Source organism: Novosphingobium guangzhouense, from assembly GCF_002896965.1.
Lineage (GTDB): Bacteria > Pseudomonadota > Alphaproteobacteria > Sphingomonadales > Sphingomonadaceae > Novosphingobium > Novosphingobium guangzhouense.
In genome coordinates this window covers 285,423-301,240 of the sequence record NZ_LYMM01000002.1, presented here as the reverse complement: position 1 = coordinate 301,240, position 15,818 = coordinate 285,423, and the positions used below count along the sequence as shown (strand labels likewise).

13 protein-coding genes and 1 tRNA gene are annotated in these 15,818 nt (G+C 63.4%); 3 read left to right on the top strand and 11 right to left on the bottom strand.

What is annotated here, in order from left to right:
• The first annotated feature begins 39 nt into the window (after positions 1 to 39).
• On the top strand, positions 40 to 2,376 hold the full coding sequence (locus tag A8V01_RS02980; RefSeq protein WP_170065817.1) for a fimbria/pilus outer membrane usher protein: 2,337 nt from the start codon (positions 40 to 42) through the stop codon (positions 2,374 to 2,376).
• Positions 2,361 to 3,350: a spore coat protein U domain-containing protein gene (locus tag A8V01_RS02975; RefSeq protein ID WP_170065816.1), complete on the top strand. Its 990-nt coding sequence runs from the start codon at positions 2,361 to 2,363 to the stop codon at positions 3,348 to 3,350. The genes A8V01_RS02980 and A8V01_RS02975 overlap by 16 nt, the downstream gene beginning before the upstream one ends.
• Positions 3,351 to 3,532: 182 nt before the next feature.
• On the opposite strand, the gene serA is transcribed toward A8V01_RS02975, so the two are convergent.
• Both serA and A8V01_RS02965 read right to left on the bottom strand, forming a co-directional pair.
• Positions 3,533 to 5,116: a phosphoglycerate dehydrogenase gene (gene serA / locus A8V01_RS02970; RefSeq protein ID WP_103094459.1), complete on the bottom strand. Its 1,584-nt coding sequence runs from the start codon at positions 5,114 to 5,116 to the stop codon at positions 3,533 to 3,535.
• A gap of 152 nt (positions 5,117 to 5,268) precedes the next feature.
• On the bottom strand, positions 5,269 to 6,411 hold the full coding sequence (locus tag A8V01_RS02965; RefSeq protein ID WP_103094458.1) for a phosphoserine transaminase: 1,143 nt from the start codon (positions 6,409 to 6,411) through the stop codon (positions 5,269 to 5,271).
• A gap of 197 nt (positions 6,412 to 6,608) precedes the next feature.
• Here A8V01_RS02965 and A8V01_RS02960 point away from each other — a divergent pair, with 197 nt between their 5' ends.
• Entirely contained in the window at positions 6,609 to 7,274 is a 666-nt protein-coding gene (locus A8V01_RS02960) for an extensin-like domain-containing protein (RefSeq protein ID WP_103094457.1), read from the top strand.
• Between the two features lie 2 nt (positions 7,275 to 7,276).
• On the opposite strand, the gene A8V01_RS02955 is transcribed toward A8V01_RS02960, so the two are convergent.
• The 9 genes from A8V01_RS02955 to A8V01_RS02915 form a co-directional block, all read right to left on the bottom strand.
• Positions 7,277 to 8,374 (bottom strand): TonB family protein, encoded by a 1,098-nt coding sequence (locus A8V01_RS02955; RefSeq protein ID WP_103094456.1) that lies wholly within the window; start codon positions 8,372 to 8,374, stop codon positions 7,277 to 7,279.
• A gap of 105 nt (positions 8,375 to 8,479) precedes the next feature.
• Positions 8,480 to 10,426 (bottom strand): potassium transporter Kup, encoded by a 1,947-nt coding sequence (locus A8V01_RS02950; protein WP_103094455.1) that lies wholly within the window; start codon positions 10,424 to 10,426, stop codon positions 8,480 to 8,482.
• Between the two features lie 138 nt (positions 10,427 to 10,564).
• Complete coding sequence (locus A8V01_RS02945; protein ID WP_103094454.1) at positions 10,565 to 11,230, bottom strand: tetratricopeptide repeat protein; 666 nt, start codon at positions 11,228 to 11,230, stop codon at positions 10,565 to 10,567.
• On the bottom strand, positions 11,227 to 11,640 hold the full coding sequence (locus A8V01_RS02940) for a cytochrome c-type biogenesis protein (protein WP_103094453.1): 414 nt from the start codon (positions 11,638 to 11,640) through the stop codon (positions 11,227 to 11,229). Before A8V01_RS02940 ends, A8V01_RS02945 begins: the two co-directional genes overlap by 4 nt.
• Positions 11,637 to 12,200 (bottom strand): DsbE family thiol:disulfide interchange protein, encoded by a 564-nt coding sequence (locus A8V01_RS02935; protein WP_103094452.1) that lies wholly within the window; start codon positions 12,198 to 12,200, stop codon positions 11,637 to 11,639. The genes A8V01_RS02940 and A8V01_RS02935 overlap by 4 nt, the downstream gene beginning before the upstream one ends.
• Complete coding sequence (locus tag A8V01_RS02930) at positions 12,197 to 14,164, bottom strand: heme lyase CcmF/NrfE family subunit (RefSeq protein ID WP_103094451.1); 1,968 nt, start codon at positions 14,162 to 14,164, stop codon at positions 12,197 to 12,199. The genes A8V01_RS02935 and A8V01_RS02930 overlap by 4 nt, the downstream gene beginning before the upstream one ends.
• Positions 14,161 to 14,631: a cytochrome c maturation protein CcmE gene (gene ccmE / locus A8V01_RS02925; protein WP_103094450.1), complete on the bottom strand. Its 471-nt coding sequence runs from the start codon at positions 14,629 to 14,631 to the stop codon at positions 14,161 to 14,163. Before ccmE ends, A8V01_RS02930 begins: the two co-directional genes overlap by 4 nt.
• A gap of 163 nt (positions 14,632 to 14,794) precedes the next feature.
• On the bottom strand, positions 14,795 to 15,541 hold the full coding sequence (gene ccmC, locus A8V01_RS02920) for a heme ABC transporter permease CcmC (protein ID WP_103094449.1): 747 nt from the start codon (positions 15,539 to 15,541) through the stop codon (positions 14,795 to 14,797).
• Positions 15,542 to 15,675: 134 nt separating this feature from the next.
• A tRNA-His gene (locus tag A8V01_RS02915) sits at positions 15,676 to 15,752 on the bottom strand.
• Between the last annotated feature and the right edge of the window lie 66 nt (positions 15,753 to 15,818).

Genomic DNA, 15,818 nt, shown 5'->3' with positions numbered 1-15,818 from the left:
GGACCATGCGGAAGATCCCTTGCCGACGAAGCGGCGCCGATGGACGCCTCCATGCTCGGCGCGGCGGCGGACGAGCAGGTCTTCTCGCCATCCATTCTCGGCACCACGGCGCCTTCGCAAAGCGCGGACGATGCCACCCCGCTGATCCTGCAGGTGCGCATCAACGGCATGGATGCCGGGCTCCACCAGTTCGCGCTCATCGCGGGCGAGGTCTGCACCCGCCCCGAGACGCTGCGCAGCCTTGGGCTTTCCATCCCGGCCGGGAGCACGGAAGATAGACAAACGCTGGTTTCGCTGAGCAGGATCGCAGGCGTTTCGGCCACGTACAATGCGGGCGAACAGTCGCTGGACCTCATGGTGCAGCCCCAGATGCTGACCTTCGCGCCCACCCGCCGCAGCCTTGGCACACGCGCTGCGGCCGTTGCCCAATCGGCGCAGGGGCTCCTTGTCAACTACGACGCATCGATCGTGTTCGGGCGGGGCAACTACACCATCTCGGGCTTCAATGAACTGCGATACTTCAACGGCAACATGGTCATCAACTCGACCGGGATGCTGCGCGAATCGAGTGGAGCGCGCCAGCGGACCGACGGCTTCACCCGCCTCGACAGCGCGCTCTCGTGGTCCTGGCCGGAAAGCCGCATCACCGCGCGCCTTGGCGATACGCTGACGGTGGCCTCGCGCTGGACGCGCACCACCCGCATGGGCGGCGTGCAGATCGGCACCAACAACCTGCTGCAGCCCTATCTCATCACCGCGCCGCTGCCCTCCTTCCTCGGCAGCGCAACGCTGCCTTCCAAGGTGGACCTCTTCATCAACGGCGCGCGCCGCTACACCGGAGACGTGCCCGCCGGCCCGTTCGTGCTGGAACCCGGCTACTCCCGCATTAACGGCGCGGGCGATGCGCAGGTCCTGCTGACCGACGTGACCGGGCGGACTACCTCGATCGACTTTCGCATCTATGAAACCCCGCTGCTGCTGCGTCAGGGGCTTGTCGAATGGTCGGCAGAGGCAGGCGTCGCGCGCCGCAGGTGGGGCATAAGCTCGTTCGATTACGGCAACGATCCCTTCGGCTCGGCAGACGTGCGCTACGGCCTCACGAACTGGCTGACTCTGGAAGGCCATGCCGAGGGCAGCGACGGCTTCGTCAATGGCGGCGCAGGGGCATCGGCAAGGCTTGGCCTGCTGGGCGTGATCACTGCGTCCGGATCGGCAAGCCGCGCCGATGGCCGCTCGGGCTCGAACTTCACGGTGGGCTACAGCTGGATGGGCCATGGCCTTCGCGTAGGCGGCGAGATCATGCGCGCCTCGCGCCACTACACCGACCTTGCCGGCCGCAACGGCGCCCCCTACCCACGCGAACGCGACCTTGCCTATGCATCGATCTATGGCCGCGTGATCGGCTCCATCGGCATCAATTACGTCAGCCAGCGATACCCTGATTACGAACGCTATCGCTATGTCGAACTGGCCTGGAACAAGCCGATCTCGCGCGAGTGGTGGATCGGCGCACGGGCGCAGAAGGGATTGTCGGGCGACCGTGGCGAGGCGGTGTTCCTCTCGCTCACATGGTCACCCAACCGCCGCGACGACGTGAGCCTGGGCTTCCAGAAGCAGGACGGCCAGACACGGGTGGACCTCAACGTGCGCCGTCCTGCCCCGCTCGAAGGCGGGCTCGGATGGAACCTAAACGTGTGGAATACCCAGGCCGACGGCGACAGTGACCTGCAGGGGACCGGCCGCCTCGAATACCGCACCCGCTATGGCGATGCATCGGCGGGGGCCAACATCTACAACGGCGATCCGACCGGATATGTCGGCTATCGCGGCTCGATCGTGCTGATGGACGGCGGCGTCTACCCGGCTCGCACGATCTACGATTCCTTCGCGGTCGTATCGACCAGCGGCGTTCCCGACGTGCCGGTCCAGCTCTTCAACCGTGAATTCGGGCGCACCAACAAATACGGCAAGCTTCTAGTCACCGGGCTCAATGCCTATCAGCGCAATGACCTTGCGATAGACCCCGACGAGCTGCCGCCCTCAATCGCTATCACGCAGATTCACCAGGAAGCCGTCCCCGCCGATCGCGCTGGCGTGCTGGTGCACTTCCCAGTCGACGAGGTCCGCTCGATGCTCCTCACGCTCGTCGATGCGTCGGGCGGCTTCATTCCAGAAGGTTCGCGCGTCCGCTATGCCGATGGCGCGGGCGGCCCGATGGCGGTCGGTTTCGATGGGCAGTTCTACATGGAAGAGGCGCGACCCGGCGCGCAAGTGATCGTCACGCGCGAAGGCGGCGAATGCCGGGCCACTGTGCCCCCAATGCCGCCGGTAGAACAGGCAGGGCGGGCAGGAGTAGTCATATGCAACGGTACCTGAACATTTCGACGCACAGGATCGCGCTGCTGCTGGCCCTGCTGGCATCGCTGACGCTCTCGATTGCTCTGCTCGTGCCGGAGAAGGCCCACGCCAACGTGACCTGCGGCGTCGTTTCCGGGACCAATCTTTTATTCGGCAGTTCGGAGACTGCGACCGGATCGGTACTCGTCGAGTGCGACAACTACAGCGATACGCCCGTCTCGTTCACGCTCTGCGCGGGGCTTGGCACACCAAGCTATCCGGGCACCGTGGACCAGCCCATGCTGCAGGACGACACCGGAACGCAGCAGATCCCTTTCAACGTCTACCACGACGCCGCGATGAGCGTGGTATGGACGCAGGACAACCCTGTAAGCACCCCGGTGACGATGCCAGCGGGCAATCCATCGCGCTACACTGTCGGCCTCAACTACTACGGACGCATCACGCCCGCCGTGCGCGGCACCTCCGGCGCTTTCACCGCCTATTTCTACGATTCGATCGTCGGCTTCATCCAGGAAGGCAATCCACGCTGTCAGAACGCGATTCTGCCGGATTTCAACGGTGCCGACATGACCCTCGTCGTCAATGCCGAGCGCCCCACCGCCTGCATCGTAGAAGCCGGAAATCCCGCAAATCTCGGCACCGTGCCGACTACTGCGGTGAACACAACGGGATCGACCACGATCAGCGTCACCTGTCCGGCGAACGTGCCTTACTACGTGGGCCTCATGCCCTCGAATGGCAATTCGGACGGGCTGGGCAGCCTCGCCGGCACCAGCGGCAACCCCGACACTCCAAATTACCAGTTACGATCGATTAGCGACACCGGCCCCATCTGGGGCGATACCGCCACCACCACGAGCGTCGGCAACGGCGTCGGTGGCACCGGAACCGGCGCCGCCGACGCGATCCCCGTCTACGTCTCGGTGCCGAGCGCCAATTACCGGCCCGACACCTATACCGATACTGTCACCGTGCACGTGCGGTACTGACGCAGCCCGCATGAACTCGGTATTCGACCCGCCTTAGAAGTTTGTCGTGCGCAGGAGGAAAAAGGGGCCGACGTTTTCACGCCGACCCCTCTTCCGTTGAGAGCCTGTTTAAGCTTTGGTTTGCCACATTTTCCGAGACATCAGGTGACGCCGCCGATCGGAAAATGCTCTAAAACGTCAGCTCAGAAAGCCAGCGCCTTTACGTTCTTCACGCCCGGCAGCGCACGAGCCTGTTCGAGCACGGCAGGCGACAGATCGCCATCGACCGAGAGCAGCAGCACCGCCTCGCCACCGGCTTCGCGGCGGCCCAGGTTGAAGGTGCCGATATTGATCGCGTTCTCGCCCAGCAGGGTGCCAATGCGGCCGATGAAGCCGGGGGCGTCCTCGTTGACGATGTACATCATCTTGCCGGCCAGTTCGGCTTCGACCTTGATGCCAAACATTTCGACCAAACGCGGCTCAACGTTGTTGAACAGCGTACCCGCGACCGAACGTTCGCCCGCTTCGGTCTTCACCGAAACGCGGATCAGGGTGTGGTAGTCACCCTCGCGCTCGGTCTTGACTTCGCGAACCTCAAGGCCACGCTCCTTGGCAAGGAACGGCGCATTGACCATGTTCACGGTGTCCGACTGGACGCGCAGGAAACCGGCGAGCACGGCAGCGGTGATCGGCTTCTGGTTGAGTTCGGCGGCAGCGCCCTCGACGTGGATCGAGATACGCGGAACCGAATCCACCGTCAGCTGGCCAACCATCGAACCCAGCACTTCGGCCAGCTTCATGTAGGGCTTGAGCTTCGGAGCTTCCTCTGCGCTCAGCGAAGGCATGTTGAGCGCGTTGGTGACGCCGCCGTTGACGAGGTAGTCGGCAAGCTGTTCCGCCACCTGCAGCGCCACATTGACCTGCGCTTCGGTGGTCGATGCGCCAAGGTGCGGGGTGCAGATGAAGTTCGGGGTGCCGAACAGCGGCGATTCCTTGGCCGGCTCGGTCTGGAACACGTCGAGGGCGGCGCCCGCGATGTGGCCCGAATCGAGGCCCGCCTTCAGCGCGGCTTCGTCCACCAGACCACCGCGTGCGCAGTTGATGATGCGCACGCCCTTCTTGGTCTTGGCGAGGTTTTCGGCCGAAAGGATGTTGCGGGTCTGGTCGGTCAGCGGCGTGTGCAGCGTGATGAAGTCTGCCTTGGCCAGCAGCGTTTCCAGATCGGCCTTCTCGACGCCCATTTCCACGGCGCGTTCAGGCGTCAGGAACGGGTCGAAAGCGACGACCTTCATGCGCAGGCCCAGGGCGCGGCTGGCGACGATGGAGCCGATGTTGCCCGCGCCGATAAGACCAAGCGTCTTGCCGGTGACTTCAACGCCCATGAAGCCGTTCTTCGGCCACAGGCCCTGCTGGGTCTGTGCGTTGGCTTCGGGCAGCTGGCGGGCCAGCGCGAACATGAGGGCGATGGCGTGTTCGGCAGTCGTGATCGAGTTGCCGAACGGCGTGTTCATCACCACGACGCCCTGCGCCGAGGCTGCCGGAATGTCGACATTGTCGACGCCGATACCGGCGCGGCCGATGACCTTCAGGTTCTTGGCGGCAGCCAGCACTTCCTTGGTCACCTTGGTCGACGAACGGATGGCAAGGCCATCATATTCACCGATGCGGGCAATCAGCTGTTCGGGCGTTTCACCCGTGATGACGTCGACGTCACAGCCCATTTCGGCGAAGATACGGGCGGCATTGGGGTCCATCTTGTCGGAAATGAGGACTTTGGGCTTGGTCATGTTCGGTATCCTTCGCGCGCCGTGCCGAAAGAGATCGTGCGGCGGTCATTAGGAGAGCATTGAGCGGTCGGTCGCCCCGCCATGGCATTCGAGCCGATGATCGGGCGAGGCCCAACCGACGGTCCCGGACACAGGCCCGGGACAACGATCGATCAGGCCGCGGCCAGTTCGGCCTTGACGGTGGCGTAGGCCCAGTCGAGCCAGGGGCCAAGCGCCTCAATATCCGCGGTGTCCACGGTGGCCCCGCACCAGATGCGCAGACCCGCAGGGGCATCGCGATATCCGGCGACGTCGTAGGCAGCATCCTGCTTTTCGAGCAGGCTAGCAAACTTCTTGATGAAGTCCGCGTCGGCGCCTTCGACCGTCAGACAGACCGAAGTCTTCGAACGGCTGGCTTCATCAGTGGCGAGATGGCCCAGCCAGTCACGCTCGGCAACGATCTTGCCCAGCGCTGCGGCGTTGGCGTCCGAACGGGCCTTCAGACCTTCCAGACCGCCCAGCCCCTTGGCCCATTCCAGCGCAAAGATCGCGTCTTCGACGGCAAGCATCGAAGGGGTATTGATCGTCTCGCCCTTGAACACGCCCTCTGCGAGCTTGCCCTTGGAAACGAAGCGGAATACCTTGGGAAGCGGCCATGCCGGGGTGTAGGTTTCCAGACGCTCGACCGCGCGGGGGCCAAGGATCAGGACGCCGTGACCACCCTCGCCGCCCAGAACCTTCTGCCAGGAGAAGGTGGCGACATCGATCTTCGACCAGTCGATATCGTAGGCGAACACCGCCGAGGTCGAGTCGGCAAAGGTCAGGCCTTCGCGATCGTCGGGGATGAAGTCTGCGTTCGGAACGCGCACACCCGAGGTGGTGCCGTTCCAGGTGAAGAGCACATCGGTGCTCCAATCCACCTGGGTCAGATCGGGAAGCTGGCCGTAATCGGCGCGAATCACGGTAGGATCGAGCTTGAGCTGCTTGGCAGCATCCGTCACCCAGCCTTCGCCGAAGCTTTCCCATGCAAGCGTGGTCACGCCGCGCGCGCCGAGCATGGTCCACATGGCCATTTCGAAAGCGCCGGTGTCGGAACCCGGAACGATGCCGATGCGGTGGGTGTCGGGCAACTGCAGCACTTCGCGCATCAAGTCGATGCAATAGGCCAGGCGCGTCTTGCCGATCTTCGCACGATGCGAACGACCAAGCGATTCTATGCTCAGCTTTTCAGGGGAATAGCCCGGCGGCTTGGCGCACGGACCCGAAGAGAAATGCGGACGCGCAGGCTTGCGCGCCGGAACCGTAATATCAGTCATTTCTGACTCTCCTTGCAGAGAGCACGCGCGGCGTTGGGACCGCGTGGCCCGATGCCGCTCCTAATGTCGTGCACCGGGATGTCAATCGTATTGCCCATCAGTTCACTGTGCAAAACGATCGCCCCCCTATGGCGCCCCGTCGCCCGGTAAGGCACGGATAAGCGCAGGTTAAGGCACTCCCCCCAAGAGCTTGAACCATGCGTAGAATTTTATTTACCCTCCCCCTCCTCGCCCTGATGAGCGGGTGTATCGATCGACCGGCGCCTTCTAACCGCCGTCCGAATCAGGCTGCGAGTCGGCCCCGGCCGACGGCGCCCCGGCCCGAACTGCGCCAGTGCCTTTCGACATTGAGCGCGCAGCACGCCGTTTTCACGCCGGTGCAGGATCGCTGGTATGGCAATGCCTGCTCCACCGTCGGCACCGTCAAACTTGCAGCGCTCAACACGGATAATGCCACCGTGACAGTGTCGGGCCTTGGCCCCGTGACGTGCGCAACGTCGACGGCATTCGCTGGCTGGGCGCGCTTCGGCGTGGACCGGGCCGCGCAGCAAATCCTTGGCAGCAGGCTGGTGAAGATCGAGACTTTCGGCAGTTATTCATGCCGTAATGTCGCAGGCACATCACGCAGATCCGGCCATGCGAGCGCCAACGCCATCGACGTTTCGGGTTTCGTGCTGGGCGACGGACGGCGCATCACCGTGCTGCAGGACTGGAACGGCGGCACCGCGGCCGAACGCCGGTTCCTGCGCGTGGTACACGACAGCGCCTGCAAACGCTTCGGCACAACTTTGGGCCCCGCCTATAATGCGGCACATGAAAACCACTTCCACCTGGAAGCGGACGGAGCGGATTTCTGCCGATAAGCTTATTGGAAGGTGATCGGCTCCGCATCTGCTTCACCCGCCGTATCCCGGGGCTCCATCGCGAAACGAATACGCTCCACGCAGCCGCTACGCCCTTCCTGTGATGGCGCAGCCCGGGCGGACTGGATCACCTGCAGCGCCTGTCTGCCAAAATCGTCGGACGGCTGCGCGGCAAGCACCTTTGCATTACCTACTGCCCCCCAGGGTGCGATATCATAGCTGACTACAGCCCAGCCTTCGATCCGACGGCGGCTGTAAGCCTGCGGGAAGCGCAGCACCGGGGCAGACGCCCATTCACCCGCGCTCGGACAGCCCTCGGCGGAACCGAATGCAGACTTTTCCGGCATCAGCGGGGCCGGCACTGTCTCGGGCGAACGCCAGTAAGGATACGTACAGCCCGTGCGCGCACCGCCGGTGAAGCGCGATTTGCGCATCGCGTCCACGCCTGCATTATCCAACGCCTTGTTGCCCGTGCCGGTCTGCACCCGCACGTTCACCGGCTTGCCTGATGCATTGGTATCGTAAGCGATCAACGTCCACTCCCGGACGCCGGGAGTAGCGGGAAGCGCAGCGAAATCCGGGAATACACGGTTCAAAGGCTGCTGGCGCGGCGCATCGGCGCAATTGCCCCCTTCGCGAATACGCTGCCAGCCCTGCTGCGGCAGTCGTCCGCTCAGCGGGCTCACGCTGTAGGATACAAGGTCTGCCACCGGAGCCGAGGCGAACGGTTCAATCCGCGCCGTGTATGTCACCGAACACGCAGACTGCGCCTTCGCAGGGAAGCGGCTGACGGCAAGGGAAGGCGCAATGTCGTCGTTCGAAGGAAAGCGGGTCCCTTCACGCGTGATGGAGATGGGCCGCCCGCTTGCATCTATTTCAAAGCGCAGCGTGATTTCCTGACGGGCGTTCGGCGCGCGCCAGGCAAGAGTGCCAAGCGGGCGCCGGACCTGAGCATCCGCGATCACCACCCCGCCATCGCACCGCACTTCGCCCGGCGTCCATGCGGCAAGAGCCCGCTCTGCTCCACCAGCCGCAACAGGCACAGGAGGTATGGGAGGCGCAGCCGCCAGAACCAGAAATGCCAAAGCGGCCGCCACCATGCCCAATCTCCTGCGTCAAGGTGATCAGGCTAACATCCCGCAAAGACACTACAAGGACGTTTCGGCGCCATATCCGAACCGATCGGGCGCCGAAACCGATCCAGTTCAGATTTCCAGCTGGCTACCCAGTTCGACGACGCGGTTGGTAGGCAGGCGGAAGAACTCCATTGCGCTGGCTGCGTTACGCATCATCCACGCGAACAACTTTTCGCGCCAGATCGCCATGCCGGGCTTCTCCGAAGGCACCAGCGTCTGGCGCGAGAGGAAGAAACTGGTCTTCATCATTTCGAACGGGCCGCCGCACATCGGTGCATGAGCCAGCGCAGCAGGAATATCGGTTTCCTCCATGAACCCGTAGCGCAGGGTCAGACGATAGAACCCCTGCCCCAGATCGACGACGGTGAAGCGGTCCTCCGGCTCAACATAGGGGCCGTCCTGCACTTCGACGGTCAGCACCACCACGCGTTCATGCAGCACCTTGTTATGCTTGATGTTGTGCAGCAGCGCGGAAGGCACGCCCATGTTGCTGGAAGCCATGAAGATCGCCGTGCCCGGCACGCGCGTGGCGCTGCCGTGCGCGCTCTTGGCGAAGACGTTGAGCGGCAATGCGGCCTCGGTCATGCGATCGCGCATGAGGCGGCGGCCTTTGTTCCACGTCGTCAGCAGCGTGAAGGCGATGCCGCCGATCATCAGCGGGAACCAGCCGCCGTCAGGAATCTTGGTGGCGTTGGCAGCAAAATAGGCGCCGTCCACCACAAAGAAGGTCACGATCACCGGCACCGCCAGCCATAGCTTCCACTTCCACAGCACGATCACGAGCACCGCCATCAGGCAAGTGTCGATCAGCATCGCGCCGGTTACCGCGATGCCATAAGCCGAAGCGAGGTTGGACGAGTTCTGGAACACCAGAACCAGCACGATCACACCGGTCATCAACGCCCAGTTGACGAAGGGAATGTAGATCTGCCCCGCTTCGTGCTCACTCGTGTGGCGGGTGGAAAGGCGCGGAATGAAGCCCAGTTGCATCGCCTGATGGGTGATCGAGAAGGCACCGGAAATCACGGCCTGACTGGCGATGAAAGTAGCGCACGTCGCAAGGATCACCAGCGGCAGGCGCAGCGATTCGGGGGCAAGATTGAAGAACGGGTTCTCCATCGCAACCGCGGCCTGTGCATCGTCCAGCCCCAGGATCATCGCGGCCTGCCCGAAATAATTGATCAGCAGGCATGGCATCACGAAGGCGAACCACGAAAGGCGCAGCGGGCCACGGCCGAAATGCCCCATGTCCGCATAGAGCGCCTCTGCCCCCGTCACCGCCAGCACGACAGAGCCGAGCGCAAGAAAGCCGAGGATCTTGTCGGTGAGGAAAAACTGGATCGCGTACCACGGGTTCAGCGCAACCAGCACTTCGGGCATCTGCACCAGATGATAGATGCCCAGCACGGCAAGCACCGTGAAATAGGTGACCATCACCGGCGCGAACAGCGCACCGATCCTTGCCGTGCCGCTTTTCTGGATCACAAACAGCGCAATCAGGAGCATCAGCGCGATCGGCAGCACGAAAGGCGCCAGATCGGACTGGACAACAGTAAGGCCCTCCACCGCCGAAAGCACGGAAACCGCCGGGGTAATCATCGAATCGCCGTAGAACAACGAGGTCGCAAAGACCCCCAGCAGCACCACCAGCGGCGCAAAACCGGACTTGCGGATAGCGCCCGAGATCAGCGCGACAAGCGCAAGGCTACCGCCCTGCCCCTTGTTGTCCGCCCGCATCAGCACGCCCACATACTGGACCGAAACGACAAGCGTCATCGACCAGAAGATCAGGCTGACGACGCCCAGCACATGCAGTTCGTCGATCGCCAGCGGGTGAGGACCGACGAAAGTTTCGCGAAAGGCGTAGAGGGGGCTGGTGCCGATGTCGCCAAAAACGACACCGACGGCACCAAGCGCCAGCTTGGTGATATTGCCCGAGCCGCCATGGCCGCCCGCGCTGTGAGACTCGACCGCCGTGGAAGGCACATAGGTCGTGTCCGCTGGAGAATCACTCATTCATGCGTCCTGTCATGGACTCGCAGAAGCACGAGGCGACTGCGGCAGGCTTGGCCCGTTAGCAGCATGAATAGGGGCTCGCAACGATACTTACAATCTGAGCGCCCGGTGGCCATGTCCCGTTCAGGGAACCAGTAGTCAGTCCTGAACGAGTGGCGATTCGCCTTGGGTTGCGCCCTTCTGCGCAGCGATCGCTGCATCGAGACGCATGAGCTGCTGCGCCAGCGGAAGCCGCCAGGGCGCATCCTCGGGTGCGTTCTTCACAACTTCGATCCACAGCGCACGCGCTTCGGCCAGCTTGCCTTCACGCGCGTAGGCAAGGCCCAGGAAGAATCTTGCGCCCGGCGCACCCGGCTCTGCGTCGATCGCACGATCAAAAGCGTAAAGCGCGGGCGGTGTCAGCATGTTGTCGGCATGGGCAACCAGCGAATTGGCCAGCGCCAGCCAGGCGTCTGCATTCTTCGGGTCATCCTCGATAGCACCGCGCAGGACTTCGGCCGCATCGGCATACTGACCGTTGCGGGCAAGGCCGTCCGCGATGATAACCCAGCGGTTATTAGTGGGAATTCCACTGTTGGTAACCTTGGCGCGCCCCTCCACCAGCGCGGCCGGGTCCGCCGAAACGGATTCCACCGCATCCTTCGGCGCTCCGACAAGGCCCGGCGAGCCCTGCGTGACATAGCCGGCAATGCCCAGCAGCAACGCCGAGGCGACAGCCTCGCGCGCGCCCCGCGGCACCTTCAGCACGAAGAGCAGCACTGCCAATACCGCAACCGCAAGGCCAATGACGAGAACCCAGGTCACTGCCCATTCCCCTTCGTTGTAAAGCGGCGGCGCAACAGGAAGAAGGCGATCAGCACAAACGCCAAAGGCACCGCGAACAGCGGCCATGTCAGGCCGGTCAACTGCGGCTTGTAGCTGACATAGTCGCCATAACGCTCGATCAGCCAGCCGCGAATTTGTTCAGGCGTTTCCCCCGCCCTGATCCGTTCTCGCACCAGCGATCGCATGGAGCCCGCGATCGGTGCATCCGAATCGGCGATCGACTGGCCCTGACACTGGAGACAGCGCAGCGTTTCCATGAGATCCTGCGCCCGGGCTTCCTGCGCGGCATCGTCGAGCTGGCGGTAGGCGTAAGGCGCGGAGGACTGCTCTTCCTGCGCGAATACCGGCGCAGCAAGAGCGAACGCGATCAAAGCGATGAGCCGCTTCACTGTCCTGCCTCCTTCAGCTTCTCAAGCAGCAGGCCAAGGTGTTCCGGGCGGATTTCGCCGATGTGCTGGTAAACGATCCTCCCCTTGCCATCGACCACATAAGTTTCCGGAACACCGGAAGAGCCCAGCGCCAGTTGCACCTTGCCGTCGTCGTCCGCGCCGATGCGCTGGAACGGATCGCCATTTTGCTGAAGGAAGCCTTGCAGGTTCTCGGTCGTATCACGCACCGAAATGCCTTCGATCGGTACGCCCGCCTTGGCCAGCGCCCCTAGTTGCGGAGCCTCGACCCGGCAGGGGATGCACCAGCTGGCGAAAATGTTGACAAGGTGCGGTTTGCCATTGGCAAGCACACGGCTGTCCAGCCCTGGACGCCCGGGCAAGGCGGCGGGCAGATCGAACTGCGGCATCGGCTTGCCGACCAGCGCGGAGGCGACATTGCGGTCCGCCGGGCGATAGAGCCCGACGATGACCAACGCCACGAAACCGAGGAACAGCGCCAGCGGCAGCCAGATCGCCCAGCGCCCGGCAAGCGGGGCGCTCTTGGGAGTATGCTCGCTCATCGTCCCTGCTTCTCGCGACGATAGGCGATCTTGTCCTTGGCAACGATCCGCCGCACATCTGCCGCCACCCGGCCAATCAGCGCAAGCAGGCCGCCCAGCGCGATCAACAGGCCCCCGATCCATATCAGCGGCGCGAAAGGCTTCCACCACAGGCGAAGCTGCCAGCGGGCCTGCTTCTCACCAGCGACCTTGGGCGCTTCCCCGCCGAGCACAGCGTAAAGCTGGCCGTTCCAGCGCGTCAGCAGCGCCGATTCACTGGTCTGCTGCGGCGGCGCCCAGAAGCTGCGCGATTGCGGAAGCATCCGCGTGACCTTTCTGTCAACACCGTAACGCACCAACAGGCGTGCTTCCATCGCCGTCCAGTTTGGCCCGGCCACCGGTTCAACCGTATCAAGCTTGACACCCCACGGCCCAACCTGGGTGACTTCTCCCGCGCGCACGGCAACCAGCTTTTCAATAGAGAACGCGCTTTCGCTGCTCATGCCGAATAGGGAAACGGCGATCCCGAAGTGCGCCACCACCATGCCCCAGATCGGCAGAGGCGTGCGGCGCAGATTGCGCGCCTTGAGCGGCAGGATGCTTGCCCAGCCCAGCCCAGCCGACAGCGCAAGGCCCAGCCATGGCAGCAACGCGATACCACCCGCCACCAGCAGGGCAATTCCAGCGGTAGCGACCAGCATCGCCGGAATCACCAAACTACGCCCAACCCGGGCAAACTTGTCCCGACGCCAGCGCAGCAGCGGGCCGACCATCAGCACCACCAGCATCGGCACAGCAAAGAGCGCGCTCATCGGGTTGAAGTACGGCGGCCCAACCGAGACTTTGGCTCCCATCGCCTCGGCGAACAGCGGATAAAGCGTACCGAATAGGACGATGCCAAGGATTGCCGAGAGCATCACATTGTTCACCACCAGCGCGCCTTCGCGGCTGACGAATGCAAAGCGCTCACCCTCAGTCACGGTCGCGGCACGCAGGCCGAACAACACCAGCGCGCCGCCGATGTAGATCGCCAGCAAGGCCAGAATGAACGTGCCCCGCTGCGGATCGACGGCAAAGGCATGCACGCTCGTCAGGATGCCGGATCGCACCAGGAACGTGCCGATCATCGACATGGAGAACGCAACCACGCCCAGCATGATCGTCCATGCACGCAGCGCGTTGCGCGCCGCCAGAACGCCGCATGAATGAAGCAGCGCGGTCGCCGCCAGCCAGGGCATGAGCGAGGCATTCTCCACCGGGTCCCAGAACCACCAGCCGCCCCAGCCCAGTTCGTAATAGGCCCAGTACGAGCCTGCGGTGATCCCCATAGTCAGGAAGATCCACGCGCCCAGCACCCAGGGGCGCATGGCCTTGGCAAAGGCCGGGCCGACCTCGCGCGTCACCAGCGCGCCGATCGCGAAACTGAACGCGATCGAGAGCCCGACATAACCGAGATAAAGCGTAGGCGGATGGAACGCGAGGCCAAGGTCCTGCAGCAGCGGGTTAAGCCCGTTGCCCTCCACCGGTACGGGAGAAAGCCGCTCGAACGGGTTCGAAGCGACAAGCAGGAATGCATAGAACCCAAGGCTTACGAACGCCTGACCAGCCAGCGTGGCCAGCATGGTGCGTTCCGGCAGCCGTTTCTCGACAAGAGCCACGAAGGCTCCGCCCAGCCCCATCACGGTGACCCACAGCAGCATCGAACCTTCGTGGTTGCCCCAGGCTCCGGCAATCTTGAAGACCAGCGGCTTCATCGAATGCGAATTGAGCGCGACCAGCTTCACCGAAAGGTCGGTAACCGCGAACACGTAAATAAGGCAGGCGAAGGCCAGCAGCGCCAGCCCCCCCTGCACAACCGCGACAGGCCGAACCGCCTCTCCCAGCACTGCTCCGCGGGTGGACAGACCAAGGCTTCCGGCAACAAGTTGCAGACCGGCCAGCGCCGCAGCCAGCCATAAGGCGGCAAGACCCAGTTCAGCGATCATTTGGTTTCTTTGATGACCTTTTCGGCCTGCTCTCTGGTCATGTTCTGCATTTCGCGTGGCACGTAGTTCTCGTCGTGCTTGGCCAGGAGGTTATCGGCGACGAAGGTGCCATCAGCCTGCATCCTGCCTTCTGCCACTACGCCCGAGCCCTCCACGAACAGCGACGGGACGATGCCCTTGAAAGTCACCGGCACTCTTGCCTTGCCATCGCCAACCACGAAATTGACGGTGACGCCGTCGGCCGCCGTCCTGAGCGAGCCGTTCTCCACCATGCCACCAAGGCGCACGGCGCGGGTCGGTTCGGGCGGGGTGGCGACGATCTCGCTCGGCACGTAGAAGTAGCTTGCTTGATTGCGCAGCGCCCAAGCCGCAAGCAACGCGGCGCCAATCAGCACGACAAGCGCTCCGATCAGCAGGACAAGGCGCTGGTGCTTGGCCTTCAGCGGAGTTCGGGCTGCGGTGGCCATCAGGAATTCGCTCCCGCACCACGCCCTGCGCTTCTGGCCGAATCACGACGCTTTTCCGCCCGGCGCATGGCTAGCAAAGACCATGCGACCATCGCAAGCGTCGCCCCAATGCCGATCACGTAGGATGCGATCACGAAAATCCACGGGTCCATTGCCTCACGCATCAGAACGCCTCCACTTCGGCGCGCGCCTTGCGGCGCAACCGCGCTTCGGCCTGCTGTCCTGCCAGGATCGCGCGCATGCGGGCCAGCACCACGCCTGCAAAGATAAGCGTGAAGCCCAGCATCGCAGCCAGCAGCGGCATGAGAAAATCGCCCGACATCGCCGACTTGCCCATGGTGATGCTTGGCGGCTGGTGCTGGCTGTTCCACCAGATCACCGAATAATGGATGATTGGCACATTTACCGCCCCAACAAGTCCGAAGATGGCAGGCGCGCCGACTCGGCCTGCGCTCTGCCCACCGTCCGAAGCCTCGCTCGCCTGCGAAAGCGCCATCCAGCCAAAGTAGAGGAACAAGAGCACCAGCATCGACGTGAGCCGGCCGTCCCAAACCCACCAGGTTCCCCAGGCGGGGCGCCCCCAGAGCGAACCGGTCAGCAGACACACGCCGGTAAACACCGCGCCCGGCACAGCACAGGCCTTGGCCGCGATCCCCGCAAGCGGGTGGCGCCATACTATTTCAGTGAAGCTTGCGCCGGCGATCCCCATCCAGCCGGCCATGCCCAGCCAGGCCGCAGGCACATGGAGATAGACAATGCGAACGGTTTCACCTTGCAACCGCTCTGCCGGGGCCACGAACAGGCCCCATCCCAGCGCAAGAAGGGCCACGACAAGTCCCGTGCCCATGCACAGGGGCATCAGCCAGCGGGCGATGCGCAGAAAACGGGCGGGGTTGGCAAAGCCGTGCATGACAGGCGCGCTTCTATAGTGCGTGTTGAAAGGAGCAAGTGACTCAGATCAAAGCACAGCGCTTTTCATGCGCCAATCGCGCATTGCCTTCATAATGCCATGAAAGGCATCATGCTGTGATATAAGAGAGGAAATGGGGCGATCGATGGGGTTCGAACCCACGACCTCCGGTACCACAAACCGGCGCTCTAACCAACTGAGCTACGATCGCCACAAGCAGGCCTTGCGGCCGCTGCATCCTGCATCGAACGCTGTTGCGTCCTGTGCGGAGCGCGCC